Below are 13,300 nucleotides of genomic sequence, written 5' to 3'. Positions count from 1 at the left end.
GCCCATAAGTTACCAGGTGGGCTGCGTTTTCAAACGCAAGTCGGGTGCTCAGCATGGCGCTACGGTGGCGATGACGCACCAAAAACGGCTGCACCAAGCACGAAGGCGGCCATTTGAGCGCGACGGTAAACGCCTGCTCCTCTCGGGAGCATCGCGACGCGAAGCGGCGCGTCCTACTTTGCGGCTGGGCATTTTCGGTTGGGGTTGTGCGCATCCGATCGTCTCAGGACTGCTTTCGCCGTCAGGCGTCAAAGCGTTGGCCGACTAGGCCAACTCCGTTTGTCCCTTGAAGAGATGAATTAAGGAGCGGTTGACCATATTTTTGAGACTCTTGTTTCTCGATAGCGATGGCAAGGCGGTCCAGCACCTGCCGCAAGCCGGCGTCCTCGATCTCCTCGGCGACAACCTGACGGGGCGAACGCCAGAGGCGCATAGCCTCGATCTGCTCGATACGATCGGCCTCGCGCTGCACCACATCGTCGGGGAGGGGGACAGGCCGGAGACGACGCGGAAGGAAGCGGGTAAGCCGGTTGGGGAAGCTCATGCGATAGACGTTGGAGGTCTGCGCATTGCGTGCCTTGGGGCGATCGGCCGGGGGATCGATCGGCACGCATCGCCGCTGCTTGTCGAGAAGGCCCATGCTGGTGAGCGCCACCAGCGCACGTCCGACGCTGGCGCGTGAGACGCCGGCAGCCGCCTCGATCCATTCCCAGGTCGGGAACACCTTGCCGGCGCACGTTCGCGCCAAAGTCGTAAGCTGCTCAAACACGCGCAATGCTGTGTTGGTTATCAGGGTGGCGAGGCGTTCGTCCTCGGTGAGCTGGCGGCCCTCGGCACGGGCGATGCGACGTACCGCGTTCTTGTGCTTCAGCAGCTCGGCCGCCTGCTTGTAGAGCCGGTCGGGTTCGCCCTTCGCGTAGCTGTAAAAGAAGTCATCCTCAAATGTGCCGGCCTTTCGGCTGTTTGGGTGAACATGCGCTCGAGTCGGGTTTGCCGCGCCCGATCGTGCTCTCGGCTGCGTCCGCTCGATGCGGTCGAGCGCCATGAAGCTCGCTTTCGCGAGGGTAACAACTCCCATCTTCCGTCCCCTTCGTGGGGCCGGGACCAAGGCAAAACTAGAGCGTGGCGCGAAGCGCGCTCCCTTGAACCGTAGTTCGAGAACGAGTATGAGAGGGGCGTCTGAAGCCTGGTCGATGCCGGCAAGCATCGCTCATTTCGTTCCAGGGTGCCCGGCATTCGTGCCGGGCATTCGTTTATGTGATCACGGCCGCTTCCTATCCGGCGGAGTGCCGGCTGGCGAACTCTGCAAAATTTCGTGGACGGGCGGAAGCGCCGGCAGTTCGTGCTATTGCGGATCAAACAGATAAATCGCTCGTGCTATCACGGATCAATTAGGGCAGGATTCGTGCTTTCGCGGATCAATCGGTGTGATGGCTTCGTGCTTTCGCGGATGAATGCCGCAGAAAGCATCGCATGAGTCGAATCATGCAACCGTGGTGGCGATTAGTGGCAGGGTTACCTTTGGCTCGATCAATACCTGACAATGTCCGGTCTTCCGACCAGGTCGAGGCGTAGCGTTTGGTTCAGCCTGCGGAGCATCAAATAGCGTCACGCGGTAATCTGGGATGGAGTTTGTCTCGAGTATTGCCTTCAAGGCATGTCGAAAATGAGCGAGTGAGTTCTGGTAACCGAGTTGGAGACGTAGATTGTCGAGGGTCAGTTCGTAAGGGCCACTGATGCAACTGGATCTAGCTATTTCGTAAAGCCGCCTTTCGACAGGGCCGAGTTGGAAATAGGCTGGTGCGTAGTCCAGAACCTGCCGATCGTGAAGAATGGCTCGGAAAAGCCAGTCGCATAGACGTACCCTAACTGCTTTGAGGCGCTTGTCACCATCGCTCGTGCCGGTTTTGGTGTAATACAGCTTCGCCTCCGAGAGCCACGAGAAATAACCCTCCTCGCCTTCGCCTCCAGCCTCGATATTGGTTTTGATCTGAGTGCCTTGGAGCCGCTCCAATGCCTGCGAAAGGCGCGCGTACGATCGCGCCGATGTGTTGTTGCCGGTAACGCAAAACAGGTCGTGGGCCGTAAAGTAGAAATCCTGTGAGACCTGCTCGCCCGCTTCGAGTTTCGCAACCATCAAGCTAGCGATATATAAAACGATTTCTTTATCGTATATCGTGGCAACGCCCTTGGCGGTAGGGACGATCTCGATCGAAACCTTGTCGGTTTTATAGGCGAGAGTTTTGGTCCATTTGCCCTTGCTGAGTGCGAAAAATGGAAATGCCATCAATGACCGCTCGCCGCGCACCTCGCTCATGAGCGGGCTGTCGAGTGAGAAAAGGTCGCCCTGATTTATCGGCATCTGCCCGGACCCCTTGGCAACTCGCGTGGCGTGCGTCACCGTAGCCCCGCTTTGCAATTATCCGCAAAAGCACGAACTCCGCCCTTCGCATTGATCCGCGAAAGCACGAAGTGAGGGATGTATGACGAAGTCGGGTCCCCGACGCGTAGGTCATTTCGCCAAGGACTCGTGCTTTCGCGGATCAATCCCCTCGCTTCGCTCGGCTCGGAGATCGGAGGTATCACCGACCACCTCGCAAATGATCTGATTTGCGACGCCCTCATGGGAATACCGCCGCTCGTGACCGCGATCGGCCGATCCCGTTGGAAGTTGTCAACAAAGCGCACTTCTCAAAACCCATTTCCGTTAGTAACTCAGTGGCAGGGCCGTTGTCGATGAGTTTCGGGAAAATTGCATGTTGATCGGTTATGCGCGGGTGTCGACGGCCGACCAGGATCTGACGCCCCAGATCGAGGCATTGAAGCAAGCCGGCTGCGAGCGGCTCTATTCCGACAAGGCCAGCGGCGCGAAAGTGAATCGTCCTGGCCTCGCCGAAGCGATTGCCTATGCGCGATCGGGTGACGTGCTGGTCGTGTGGAAGCTGGACCGCCTCGGCCGCACCATGAAGGGGCTGGTCGATTTGTCGGCCGACCTCGACGAGAAGGGGATCGGGCTGCGTTCGATCACCGATGGAATCGACACTTCGGGAACGGCGGGGCGGCTCGTCTTCAACATCCTGGCGGCGATGGCCCAGATGGAACGCGAGCTGGTCCGCGAGCGGACCACTGCTGCGCTGGCCGTCGCACGGCGCAAGGGCCGGTTCGGCGGGCGAAAGACGATGATGACCGAAGAGCGCCGGAACGCGGCCACCAAGCTGCTCAAGACGGAGATGTCGTCGCGCGAGATCGCGCGCGCGATCGGCGTCTCGATCTCGACCTTTTACAGGCATTTTCCCGCGCGATAGCTGCGGTGCCGACGCGTGCGGCGTATCACGGGAATGGGCGCGCAGCTGGCTGCTCAAGAATAACCCGGTTGCCCAAGCCATTCGAAGCCCGTGCCAGCGCATCGGCTGCGTCTGCAATCAGATCCTCGGAGACAGCGTTGGGGGCGAGTACGAGACCCGCCGAGCATGTCACCTCGCCGATCGGCGTCTCATTCTCGACGCGCTGCAGCTTTCGCCTCGAGAATGCCTTGCGGGCTGCGTTCAGCATATCGCGGGCGGCTTCGGGGTCGCAGTTGTCGAACACGATGGCGATCCGCTTTGCCTCCCAGCGGCCGACCCGGTGCGGCATGCAATGATCCCGCAATGTCTGGCCCAGCGCGCGCAGGACCCGCTCGACGACGCCGATCCCATGAGCCGCCCCGATCGAGGTGACCTGATCGAGCGCAACCAGCGCAAGAAGGGTAGGGCCTTCCCGCCCGAGTGCGGCGGTGAGCACCGAGTCGATCGCGATGCGGTTGAGGAGCGAGGTAGCAGGATCGATGTCGGTATCGACGCCCAGCGAGCGTAGGCGCTCGCGGACTAGCGCCGTCTGAAGGCTCAGCTGCTTCAACCGCTCTTCGGCGCGCTCGGCCTGGGCAGTCATCCGAGCGACCGCGCTGTGAATGTTGCCGTCTGTCGAGACCAGTTCGGCCGCGGTGAGCGTGAGCGATTTGACGAAGGCATTGGCTTCCTGGGCGGTTGCCCCGATGATGTGCATGACCTCCGTGGAAAGCTCACCGATCGTCGTCGCGGTGCCATGGAGATCCGCTGGTGCCGAAATTGCTCGCACGTCTTCCTGTCGGAGGCGATAACCGCCGTCGATCAGATTGGCGACGGCCATGAAATGGGCCTCGTCAGCACCTTCGAAATAGGTGTGAGCGAAGCCGTAATTCTCGGGGCTGTGCGGCAGTCGATGCTCGTCGAGAAAATCGACAATGGCATGACCCGATTCGTCGGCTGGCGGACTGGTGCGCAGATCCATCAGAAGCCTCTATCGCCGTTCCGACACAAGGATGTCGTGCCACAGGAACAGATCGCGGTCGATGAGTTCGAGAAGTGCGTTGATAGCGGCCTCGCGGGAGCCAAGTTGATAGCGGCGCTGGATCTCGTCCGCGACTCGCAGCGATGCAGGGGAGAGCGCGTAGGTGGACCGCTTGTAACCCGCAGCATCCTCGCGTTCTTTTTTGCGGCGCATCGATAGGGTCGACCGCGCGGGTTTCGGCTGAGAGTCCATATCGCCCTCTAAGCGAAACAGGTGTCACTCTCCAAAGCTCGTTTGATGGGAACGGAGTTCACCACCGGAATTGGTTCAGTTTGCTCCGGTCCGGGGCGGGAGAACCGAATTGAGCATGTTCATCAGGATGGATTGCAAAACCCGCTCGATCGCTTCGGGAGCAAGCCCATCGCCTTTCACCTGCTCGGCGAGCGACAGTAACTGGGGGCAGGAAGCTTCGACGAAGCGGCACGTGACGAGGTAGATCTTGTCGAAGCTGTCATCGAAATAGGCGAGGGGCGTCTTCATCCAGACTGCGGCAAGAAACGCACGTTGCCGGTCGATCTCCAGGATCTCCATGACCCTTATCTGCATCGCGGCCGTAAAGCTGGCGCGACCGGATTTGACCTTTCCGATGAGACTGACGCTTTTCCCGAGTCTCCGGGCCATTTCGACATTGGTTACGCCACGGCGATTCCACTGCTCGATGATAAGCGGATAGTAGAAGTCTGTCTCGGTCTGTCGGCTTGCTGCATTCCTCTGGTCAGTCATGACGACCCCCCTTCTGGGCGCTATATACGGTTATAGCCCGAGAGGCTGTCAATATTTTTTTTAGCGTTAGTCGGAACTTCTCGACGAATCGCACAATCGAAGACGCACAGCATCGACACGGTGAGCAGGAAACGCGCTGTGGCAGGGGTGGTGGGGTCGGTAGTGGCCCTGTCCCGCGCGGCCTGGAAAAGCGCCTTCTGATCGATCTGAATGCGGAAACCGACCCGGTTTTCACCATTGTCCTCGATCGTCGAGGCGCGTTCGAGCATCAGCTCGAAATCCGGCATATCCAAGAATTTCTCCAGTCCATACAGGGCGGTAGAGGAAACGGTCTCAAACCGTCGCGTTGCCAGCGACCGGGTTCTGATCGCTTCTGTTGTGAGACGGAACAGCTCATCGCTGACCCGGAAGGCGTAGATCACATTCGACATGGGGAACGGATAACCCGAGTGCGGGCGAGCGCATACCATCTGGATTGATAGTTTCTCGAGCAATCAATCATTGCCGCACGACCGGGGGTGGTCATTCCAGTTTCGCAACGAAGACGGAAAAAAATTCCGCAGGTGGTAAAAAAATTACCTGCTCTATGTTTGTCTGCAGACCCATCGCGTCAGTTTTTTGGCGGAAATGCGTAGTCGGGCTTTCCCGCAGTCAAAGTCGATACGGTAATTTTTTTCCGTCTTGTCGAGGGTCAATACTTGCGAAATCCTTAGGGAGACGACGCGCTTGTGCTTCGTCTTCCAAGGGGAAAGAGCATGTCTGCACTTTCAATGCCGAAGGGTGGCCAGATCAATGGTGTCCTTCTCGGTCTGGCGATCATCGCGATGGTGATGGTCCTGGGCGCGTCGGCGGCGTTCGCCGGCGCCGACACGACGTTCAATACCGCGCTGACGAAGTTCACGGACTTCCTCGAGGGCTCGGGCGGCAAGATCATCACCGTCATGAGCCTCGCGGGCGGCATCGTCGCGCTGGCGTCGGGCCGCTTCAGCCTGGGCCAGGTGGCCGTTCCCGTCGCCGTCGGCGTCGGCGCGGGCACGGGTATCCCGATCGTCACCTCGACCGTCACCGCGACGATCTGAGGCGTCGGCTGGATCAACCGCTGGGAGGGCGGCTTAGCTTATGGACCGGTACACCATCCCTTCGCATCTCGACGACCCGGAGCTGATCGGCTTCTGGACGCTGGACGAGTTCCTCGCGATGGCGATCCCCTTCATCTGGGGGATCCTGTCGCAGCACGTCGTGATCGGACTGATGGTCTCGTTGCTCGGCTGGTGGGGTTTTCGGAAACTCAAAGCCGGCAAGGCCACGTCGTGGATTCTCCACATGGCCTACTGGCACCTGCCGTCGAGTTTTACCGGGCTGAAGGCGACACCGCCCTCCCACCTTCGCGTGATGGTGGGCTAAATGGATTATTCTGTCGGTCTCGCGCAGTCGCAGCGCGTCCTCAAGCAGCGCAACATGCTCGGCATCGTCGCGCTGGTCCTCGCGGGCCTCGTGGTGCTGCTGTTCCTGGTCGGCGCGACCCGTGACCGGGAGATCGTCCTGCAGCCGATCGTCCGCTCCCCGTTGACGCTCTCGTCGAGCGGGGTCAGCGAGCAGTATCTGGAGATGGTCACGCGCGACACCGCGCTGATGACGCTCAACCGCTCGCCCGAAAATCTCGAATACTGGATGGACTCGATCCTGGCGATCGCCACGCCGGAAGCACATGGTTCGCTCAAGCGCGACCTGATGAAGATCCTCAACGAGCAGCGCGGATCGAGCATCAGCCAGTATTTCACGCTCGCCGGCATGAAGGTCGACACCGAGAAACTGACCTCGGAAGTGACCGGCACGCTGCACACCGTCGTCGGCTCGAAGTCGGTCACCGCCGAGCCGAAGACGTTCCGCTTCTACTGGGCGTATCGCGGCCTGACTCTCCAGCTCAAGGGCTTCGGGATGGTCACCAAGGCCGACAAGGACGCCGCGGCAACCATCGGAGACGACGCATGACCGCCTGGGTCGCAGTCGGGCTGATCGGGGGCGGGACCGCCTTCGCATCGCGCCTGTGTTCGCTATCGCGCCTGATCGGGGCAGGGATGATCGTCGCGGGCGGAATGGTGCTCGCCGCGCCAGCCTTTGCCGACGAGCATGTGCTGGCGAAGGACAACAGCGAGGTCGCCTGCACGATGTCGAAGTCGGGGCTGACCCGCGTCAGCCTCAAGGACGATCGCTTCGCCAGCGTCTCGAAGCTGACCACCGGGGTCGATACCGACGATTTCACCGTGGTCAACGAACCGACCCGGGGCGACATCTATGTGTCGGTCCCGGAAGCCTATTCTCGGCCGAACGTGTCGTTCTTCGGCACCACGTCGAAGGGCTATGTCTACAAATTCTCGTGCCGCCTCGCCGGTGACGACGCGCAGCAGGTGTTCGTCGAGAATAAGGATATCGGTGGCGCCGCGGAAACGCAGGTCGCGGCCGTCGCGGCATCGCCGCAGGAGGCGTCCGCCACGCTGGTCCAGGCGATGTTCCAGTCCGCGCCGCTCGAAGGGTTCGAGGTCAGGCCCGCGGTCACCGACCCGGTGATGATTGGCTCGCTCAAGGTCCAGATGGTCGCCGAGTATCGCGGCGCCAGCCTCGCAGGCCGCACGCTCAGGATCGAGAACCGGGGCAAGGTTCCGGTCGCGCTGGGCGAGGGAACGATCGCACCGTCGAACGCGATCGCGGTCTCGGTCGCCAACCCCAACCTCAAGCCCGGTGAAGCCACCACCGCCTATATCGTCACGCCTTCGGGCCTCGCCAACGGAGTGCGGCCATGAGCCTCAAGGACATCTTCCAGCGTAACCGTGCCAAGCAGCTCGATACCGAGCCGGAGGAGGGCGGGGACAGCGAGCTGATGGCCGGCAACGATGCCGTCCGCAAGAAGCAGCTGCTCTACCTCGGCTGTGGTGGCGCCGTCGCGCTGGTGCTGGGCTCCTGGTACGTCATGGGCGACGATGCCAAGCTGAAGCCGGTCGGCACCGACGGGAAGGAGGTGAAGATCACCACCGACGACATGGTCAACCGGAACATGTCGCAGCGTGAATGGCAGGCCGCATCCGAAGCGCAGATGCAGTCGATCAACAATCAGCTGAAGGGCGTCGACGGCCAGCGCGCGCAGATGGAGCAGTTGCAGGCGCAGATCGCCGCGCTCCAGGGCGAGAAGCAGTCGATGGCGAGCGATGGCCAGCGGGTCATGAGCGCCTATCAGCAGGAGAACGACCAGCTTCGCCAGCAGATCGCGCAGCGTAACGCCGCGCCGGCCGCGCCGGCTCCGACGCAGATGTATGGCCCCGGCCAGCCCAATTACCGCACTCCCGGCGCGCCGATGACGGCGGGCGAGGCGGCAGCGGCTGCGGTGTCGCAGTCGCGCTCGATCAAGCTGGTGTCGTTCGAGGGCGGCCCCTCGGGCACCGCGACTCGGATCTCGGGTGGCACGACCAGCTACACCGACAGCCCCAATTACCTGCCGCCCAACTCGATCGCGAAGGCGAAGGTCATCGTCGGCGTCGACGCCTCGGCGGGGGTGCAGTCGCAGACCGATCCGCTGCCGGTGATCCTGCGCATCACCGGCCCGGCGCGCTCGGTCTACCAGAACGGCAAGCTGCTCACGACGCGGATCGAAGGCTGCGTCATCAACGGCGCGGCGCGCGGCGATCTCTCTTCCGAGAAGGTCTATGTGAAGCTGCAGCGGATGACCTGTCCGCAGGCCAATGGCCGGTTCGCGGTGTCGGACGTGAAGGGCTTCATCAGCTTCGCCGGCAAGACCGGCGTGCGCGGCCGTGTCGTCAGTCGCGAGGGCTCCTTGGCGATGCAAGCTTTCTTTGCCGGGCTTGTAGGTGGTGCAGGCAATGCGCTGAACACTGCCTTCAACCAGCCACTCGCAACCTTCGAGACAGACGGCAAAGGAGGGATCAATCGCACCCCGAGCATCGGCAACGTCGGTTTGCGCGCTTTGGGCGGCGGCGCCGACGAGAGCGGTCGAACAGTTTCCAAATACCTGATCGAGCGCGCCGAACAGTACCAGCCCATCATCGAGATGCCGACCGGCATCGATGTCGAGATCGTCTTCCTCGAAGGCGTCTTCATCCAGAACTGAGCCCGGAAGGAGGCGGTCACATGGCAAATACTATCATGATCGGCGCGATGGCGGGGGCGGCGATGCTGCTGACCGGCTCGGCCGAAGCGCCGATCGGCGCGCAGGTCCAGGTCGCGCTGCAGAAGCGGCTTCCCAAGACCAAGGTCGATGCGATCGACTGCTCCAAGGTCGACGGGCTGTGCGAGGTCGTGGCGGGTGCGAACTTGTTCTACGTCGACAAGTCGGCGCGCTATCTCGTCATCGGCCGCGTCTATGACATGGAGACGCGGCAGGATCTGACCGCCGCCAAGCTGCTCGCGCTCAATCCCGATATGCTGGTGGGCGGCGCGGCGAAGGCCAATGCCACGCCCGATGCGCCCGAGGCCGGCGCGGCGCGGGCGGGTGCGCGAGTCACGACCCAGCCCGCCGTCGCCCGCACGCTCGATGTGACGCGGCTGTCGAGCAAGGGTGCGATCGTGTGGGGTTCGGGCACGCAGACGGTCACCGTCTTCTCCGATTTCCACTGCGGCTACTGCCGCGCGCTCAGTCAGGCGCTCGAGACGATGAACGTGCGCGTCATCGAGCGCCCGATCTCGGTGCTGGGAAGCCGCGAGATCGCCAACCAGGTGCTGTGCGCCCGCGATCGTCATGCGGCGGTCCGCGCGGCCTATGCGCAGAACCCGGTCCCGGCAGGCCCGAAGTGCGACACCAGCGGTCTCGATGAGAACGAGGCGTTCGCCAAGGCGCACGGCATCAACGGGACGCCCGTCATCGTCCGCTCCGACGGGGCGGTGATCGAGGGTTTCAGGCCCAAGGCCCAGCTCGTCGAATGGTTGAAGGGAGCCAAGTCGTGACCCGATCCGTGATCCGCCTGCCGGCCTGCCCGGTTTCCGACTATCGCCCGCACGCCCGCGCGAAGCGTATTGCGGCGCTGGCGATGACCGCGAGCCTGGGACTGCTCGCCAGCTGTACGACGCTGGGCACCAACATCTCGGGCAAGTTCGCGTGCGGCGCGCCCGAGGGTGGCAGCTGCTCGCCGGCGACCGTCATCGATGACAAGGCGCTGGCCGAGATCACTGGCGACAGTGGCTATCATCCCGCAGGACCGTACCAGGCACCCGCGCGCAACAGCGGTGGTACGCAGCGGATCGCCTATGCCTCGACGCCGGTGCCGGCGCAGGCGGCGGGGGTCGGGCCGCAGAAGGTGTTGCGGATCGTGTTCCCCTCGCATGTCGACGCGGCTGGGCGCTTCCACGAGACCGCGGTCGTGCAGGCGGTGGTCGACAACGGCCAGTGGCTGGCGGCGACCGACGGCCACGGTTCGGCGCTTGCCGCGACGCAGACGCTCAACGTCAGCCCCGAGATCCTCTCGCAGCTCGGCGCGCCGATCGCCGCGCTTCCCCCGGTGCCCGCCGAGGTCGCGCAGGTCGCCGCCCCGGCAGCGGCCGCAGGTGCGGCGAGCGCGGTCGGCGCACCAAGTGCGGCAGCGGTCGCGGCCGCGCGGGCCAGGGCGCGCGACGCGGCTGCTGGCAAGGGTGTGCCGATCGCCGCGACGCAGAAGCCGGCTTCGCCCGAACTCGCGTCGAGCACGCCGGGTAACCGCCCAGCGACCTTCTCGCCGCGCGTGGAGGACTGATCGTCATGGCGAAGACCGGCTTCATAGCCCGCCTGCTCGGCGATACGCGCGCACCCGACCAGGGAACACCCTCGCATGGCGCGCCGATGCTGTCGCAGTGGCTGCCGTATCGCAGCTACGACGCGCGGCACGACCTGTTCTACCAGACCGACAGCATCGCGTTCGCGCTGGAACTCGCGCCGCTCATGGGTGCGGACGAGCGCACCGGGGAGATCATCGCGCAGATGCTGTCCGAGAGCGTCCCGCCCAGCGCGCGGGTCCAGCTGCTCGCATTCCAGAGCCCGCGTGTGGGCGCGCTGATCGCGCAATATGCGCTGCCGCGCTACAAGGCGGGCGGCATCCATCGCAAGATCGCCGAGCGGCGGTCGGCGTTCCTGCGTCACGGCGCATGGGTATCGATGTCGAAGGACGGACCGTTCCACGTCCGCAACCATCGCATCTTCCTGTCGGTCTCGATCCGTAGCGGGAAGGCGACACCGGAGGAGCTGACCGGCGTCCGCGACAGCATCGTCTCGACGCTGCAGTCGATCGACATGCCGGCAACCCGGCTGAAGCCGGTCGATCTGATCGCGCTGATCGACGACATCACCGCGCCGGCGTTCGACGTCTCCGACCACGTCTCGGAATATTCAGAACTCGATCCGATCGCCGACCAATGCGTGCGGCGCGACGTCCAGACCGTCGTCCAGGCCGACCGCCTGCTGGTATCGGTCGAGCCGCTGCGCGCGGTGACGAACCTGTCGGGCGAGACGCAGTATCAGGAGATCCGGCCCGACACGTTCGACTATCGCTTCTTCTCGGTCAGGAACCTGCCGAACCGCTGGGCGCCGTGGGACGTGCAGAAGCTGATCGGCGACATGTTCTCCGACAAGCTGCGCCCGGGGTGCCCGACTCTCACGTCGCTATGCCTGTGCTACCAGGACGAACAGGCCGCCTCGTCTAAGGCCGGTTACAAGTTCATGCGTACGTCGAGCCTGGCGGACTCGAAGTCGGCGCGGCTGCTCCCGCAGCTGAAGGACCAGAGCCGCGAATGGGAGCATGTCACCCAGGAGCTGCGTCTCGGCAAGAAGCTGGTGCAGGCCTATTATGCGGTAGGCATCATCAGCCCGAAGGGGCAGGGGGACGCTAACGAGCGCACCGTCAAGTCGATGTACAAGGCGGCCGGGTGGGACCTGCTCGACGAGCGGTTCCTCCAGATCATGGCGTTCATGTCGTGTCTGCCGATGACGCTCGGCAACGGGCTCGACAGCGACCTGAAGCGCATGAAGCGGCTGCGCACGATGCTGACCTCGACCGCGGCGAATATGCTGCCGATCCAGGGCGAGTATCTCGGCGGGCATCTGCCGCACCTGATGTTCATCGGGCGGCGCGGCCAGCCCTTCTTCTGGTCGCCGTTCGAGAACAAGGCCGGCAACCACAATGTCGCGGTGTTCGGCAAGTCCGGCTCGGGCAAGTCGGTCGCGCTGCAGGAGCTGTGCGCGGCGTTCGCCGGCGTGGGCGCCAAGATCATCGTGATCGATGACGGCCGCTCGTTCGAGCATATGGCCAAGAGCCTGGGCGGCAACTTCGTCGAGTTTCGCCTGCGCGACGGGTTCAGCCTCAATCCGTTCTCGATGATCGACGAGACGCTGGTGGCGCAGGACGAGGATTATCTCGTCGACGCGCTGGCGATGCTCAAGTCGATCATCGGGCAGATGGGCCGTCACATCGACAAGCTCAACGACACCGAGCGCGGTCTGATCGATCGTGCGGTCAACCAGGTGTGGGAGGCCAAGGGCAGGGGAGGGTGCGTCGACGACGTGATCGAGGCGCTCGGCTCCGACGGCTCTGTGCAGGGGACGGATCTCGCGATCGCGATGTTCCCGTTCTCGGGAAAGGGCACCTACGGCAGCTTCTTCACCGGTGAGGCGTCGGTGGACATGTCGAACGCGCTAACGGTGTTCGAACTCTCGGACCTGTCGAGCCGCGAGGAACTGCGCTCGGTCGTGCTGACCGCGATCATGTTCATGTCGTCGCAGACGATGCGCCGGATGGACCGCCAGATCCCCAAGGCGCTGCTGATCGACGAGGCGTGGCAGATGCTGCGCGGTGGGTCGATGGCCGATTTCGTCGAGACCTACAGCCGAACCTGCCGCAAATATGGCGCCTCGCTCATCACCGCGACGCAGAGCCTCAACGACTATTACAAGTCGGAAGGGAGCCTCGCGGCGCTGGAGAACTCCGACTGGTCGGTCATCCTGATGCAGAAGCCCGACACGATCTCGGACTTCCAGAAGCACGGCCGCTTCGACATGGACCCCTACACCGAAAGCCTGCTGCGTTCGCTGAAGCGCAACGGCGCGGAATATTCCGACATCCTCATCAAGGGGCCGGAATCGATGGCGGTCGGGCGGCTCGTCCTCGATAAATATTCGGCGACGCTCTATTCCTCCAGCCCGCAGACCTTCGCCGATATCGAGCATCTGATCGAACTCGGC

At 63.1% G+C, this 13,300-nt stretch carries 15 protein-coding genes; 9 read left to right on the top strand and 6 right to left on the bottom strand.

Features of this window, described 5'->3' with window-relative positions:
• Window positions 1-241: 241 nt before the first annotated feature.
• Both KAY22_RS17435 and KAY22_RS17430 read right to left on the bottom strand, forming a co-directional pair.
• Window positions 242-1,045 (bottom strand): RNA replicase, encoded by an 804-nt coding sequence (locus tag KAY22_RS17435; RefSeq protein ID WP_296624585.1) that lies wholly within the window; start codon window positions 1,043-1,045, stop codon window positions 242-244.
• A 438-nt stretch (window positions 1,046-1,483) separates the two neighbouring features.
• Window positions 1,484-2,362 carry a replication initiator protein A gene (locus tag KAY22_RS17430; protein WP_296624584.1) on the bottom strand — a complete coding sequence of 293 codons (879 nt, stop codon included), beginning with the start codon at window positions 2,360-2,362 and terminating at the stop codon, window positions 1,484-1,486.
• A 394-nt stretch (window positions 2,363-2,756) separates the two neighbouring features.
• Here KAY22_RS17430 and KAY22_RS17425 point away from each other — a divergent pair, with 394 nt between their 5' ends.
• Complete coding sequence (locus KAY22_RS17425) at window positions 2,757-3,305, top strand: recombinase family protein (protein WP_024310630.1); 549 nt, start codon at window positions 2,757-2,759, stop codon at window positions 3,303-3,305.
• 25 nt (window positions 3,306-3,330) lie between these two features.
• Here KAY22_RS17425 and KAY22_RS17420 read toward each other — a convergent pair whose 3' ends face one another.
• From KAY22_RS17420 to KAY22_RS17405, 4 genes are all read right to left on the bottom strand, one after another.
• The gene (locus KAY22_RS17420; RefSeq protein WP_066674854.1) at window positions 3,331-4,305 is read right to left on the bottom strand and encodes a GGDEF domain-containing protein; all 975 of its coding nucleotides are present in this window, start codon (window positions 4,303-4,305) and stop codon (window positions 3,331-3,333) included.
• 9 nt (window positions 4,306-4,314) lie between these two features.
• Window positions 4,315-4,518 carry a hypothetical protein gene (locus tag KAY22_RS17415; RefSeq protein ID WP_010409268.1) on the bottom strand — a complete coding sequence of 68 codons (204 nt, stop codon included), beginning with the start codon at window positions 4,516-4,518 and terminating at the stop codon, window positions 4,315-4,317.
• Between the two features lie 114 nt (window positions 4,519-4,632).
• A complete protein-coding gene (locus KAY22_RS17410) occupies window positions 4,633-5,088 on the bottom strand; it encodes a hypothetical protein (RefSeq protein WP_296624583.1) in 456 nt (151 codons plus the stop codon).
• Between the two features lie 20 nt (window positions 5,089-5,108).
• Entirely contained in the window at window positions 5,109-5,519 is a 411-nt protein-coding gene (locus tag KAY22_RS17405; protein ID WP_066282732.1) for a hypothetical protein, read from the bottom strand.
• Window positions 5,520-5,843: 324 nt separating this feature from the next.
• On the opposite strand from KAY22_RS17405, the gene KAY22_RS17400 reads away from it, so the two are divergent.
• The 8 genes from KAY22_RS17400 to traC form a co-directional block, all read left to right on the top strand.
• The gene (locus KAY22_RS17400) at window positions 5,844-6,167 is read left to right on the top strand and encodes a hypothetical protein (RefSeq protein WP_007406353.1); all 324 of its coding nucleotides are present in this window, start codon (window positions 5,844-5,846) and stop codon (window positions 6,165-6,167) included.
• 40 nt (window positions 6,168-6,207) lie between these two features.
• A complete protein-coding gene (gene traL / locus KAY22_RS17395) occupies window positions 6,208-6,492 on the top strand; it encodes a type IV conjugative transfer system protein TraL (protein ID WP_007406330.1) in 285 nt (94 codons plus the stop codon).
• Window positions 6,493-7,080 (top strand): type IV conjugative transfer system protein TraE, encoded by a 588-nt coding sequence (locus tag KAY22_RS17390; RefSeq protein ID WP_064312054.1) that lies wholly within the window; start codon window positions 6,493-6,495, stop codon window positions 7,078-7,080.
• A complete protein-coding gene (locus KAY22_RS17385; RefSeq protein WP_066282723.1) occupies window positions 7,077-7,889 on the top strand; it encodes a type-F conjugative transfer system secretin TraK in 813 nt (270 codons plus the stop codon). The genes KAY22_RS17390 and KAY22_RS17385 overlap by 4 nt, the downstream gene beginning before the upstream one ends.
• Window positions 7,886-9,208 (top strand): TraB/VirB10 family protein, encoded by a 1,323-nt coding sequence (locus KAY22_RS17380; protein WP_007406327.1) that lies wholly within the window; start codon window positions 7,886-7,888, stop codon window positions 9,206-9,208. Before KAY22_RS17385 ends, KAY22_RS17380 begins: the two co-directional genes overlap by 4 nt.
• Before the next feature lie 20 nt (window positions 9,209-9,228).
• On the top strand, window positions 9,229-10,041 hold the full coding sequence (locus tag KAY22_RS17375; protein WP_066282721.1) for a DsbC family protein: 813 nt from the start codon (window positions 9,229-9,231) through the stop codon (window positions 10,039-10,041).
• Window positions 10,038-10,823, top strand: coding sequence for a conjugal transfer protein (locus tag KAY22_RS17370; protein WP_024310623.1), 786 nt, complete (start codon window positions 10,038-10,040; stop codon window positions 10,821-10,823). The genes KAY22_RS17375 and KAY22_RS17370 overlap by 4 nt, the downstream gene beginning before the upstream one ends.
• 5 nt (window positions 10,824-10,828) lie before the next feature.
• Window positions 10,829-13,300: type IV secretion system protein TraC (gene traC / locus KAY22_RS17365; protein ID WP_296624582.1), on the top strand; the 2,472-nt coding region annotated here is incomplete at its 3' end.

The sequence above is a fragment of the Rhizorhabdus sp. genome, from assembly GCF_018006725.1.
In the GTDB taxonomy this organism is placed as follows: Bacteria; Pseudomonadota; Alphaproteobacteria; order Sphingomonadales; family Sphingomonadaceae; genus Rhizorhabdus.
The sequence above is the reverse complement of the archived record's forward strand: the minus strand, read 5'-3'. Positions and strand labels throughout refer to the sequence as shown.

What these genes read in the sequence shown, in the direction of transcription:
- KAY22_RS17435 (WP_296624585.1), bottom strand. Translation starts at nt 1,045, where the DNA reads ATGGCGCTCGACCGCATCGAGCGGACGCAGCCGAGAGCACGATCGGGC.
- KAY22_RS17430 (WP_296624584.1), bottom strand. Translation starts at nt 2,362, where the DNA reads ATGCCGATAAATCAGGGCGACCTTTTCTCACTCGACAGCCCGCTCATG.
- KAY22_RS17425 (WP_024310630.1), top strand. Translation starts at nt 2,757, where the DNA reads ATGTTGATCGGTTATGCGCGGGTGTCGACGGCCGACCAGGATCTGACG.
- KAY22_RS17420 (WP_066674854.1), bottom strand. Translation starts at nt 4,305, where the DNA reads ATGGATCTGCGCACCAGTCCGCCAGCCGACGAATCGGGTCATGCCATT.
- KAY22_RS17415 (WP_010409268.1), bottom strand. Translation starts at nt 4,518, where the DNA reads ATGCGCCGCAAAAAAGAACGCGAGGATGCTGCGGGTTACAAGCGGTCC.
- KAY22_RS17410 (WP_296624583.1), bottom strand. Translation starts at nt 5,088, where the DNA reads ATGACTGACCAGAGGAATGCAGCAAGCCGACAGACCGAGACAGACTTC.
- KAY22_RS17405 (WP_066282732.1), bottom strand. Translation starts at nt 5,519, where the DNA reads ATGTCGAATGTGATCTACGCCTTCCGGGTCAGCGATGAGCTGTTCCGT.
- KAY22_RS17400 (WP_007406353.1), top strand. Translation starts at nt 5,844, where the DNA reads ATGTCTGCACTTTCAATGCCGAAGGGTGGCCAGATCAATGGTGTCCTT.
- traL (WP_007406330.1), top strand. Translation starts at nt 6,208, where the DNA reads ATGGACCGGTACACCATCCCTTCGCATCTCGACGACCCGGAGCTGATC.
- KAY22_RS17390 (WP_064312054.1), top strand. Translation starts at nt 6,493, where the DNA reads ATGGATTATTCTGTCGGTCTCGCGCAGTCGCAGCGCGTCCTCAAGCAG.
- KAY22_RS17385 (WP_066282723.1), top strand. Translation starts at nt 7,077, where the DNA reads ATGACCGCCTGGGTCGCAGTCGGGCTGATCGGGGGCGGGACCGCCTTC.
- KAY22_RS17380 (WP_007406327.1), top strand. Translation starts at nt 7,886, where the DNA reads ATGAGCCTCAAGGACATCTTCCAGCGTAACCGTGCCAAGCAGCTCGAT.
- KAY22_RS17375 (WP_066282721.1), top strand. Translation starts at nt 9,229, where the DNA reads ATGGCAAATACTATCATGATCGGCGCGATGGCGGGGGCGGCGATGCTG.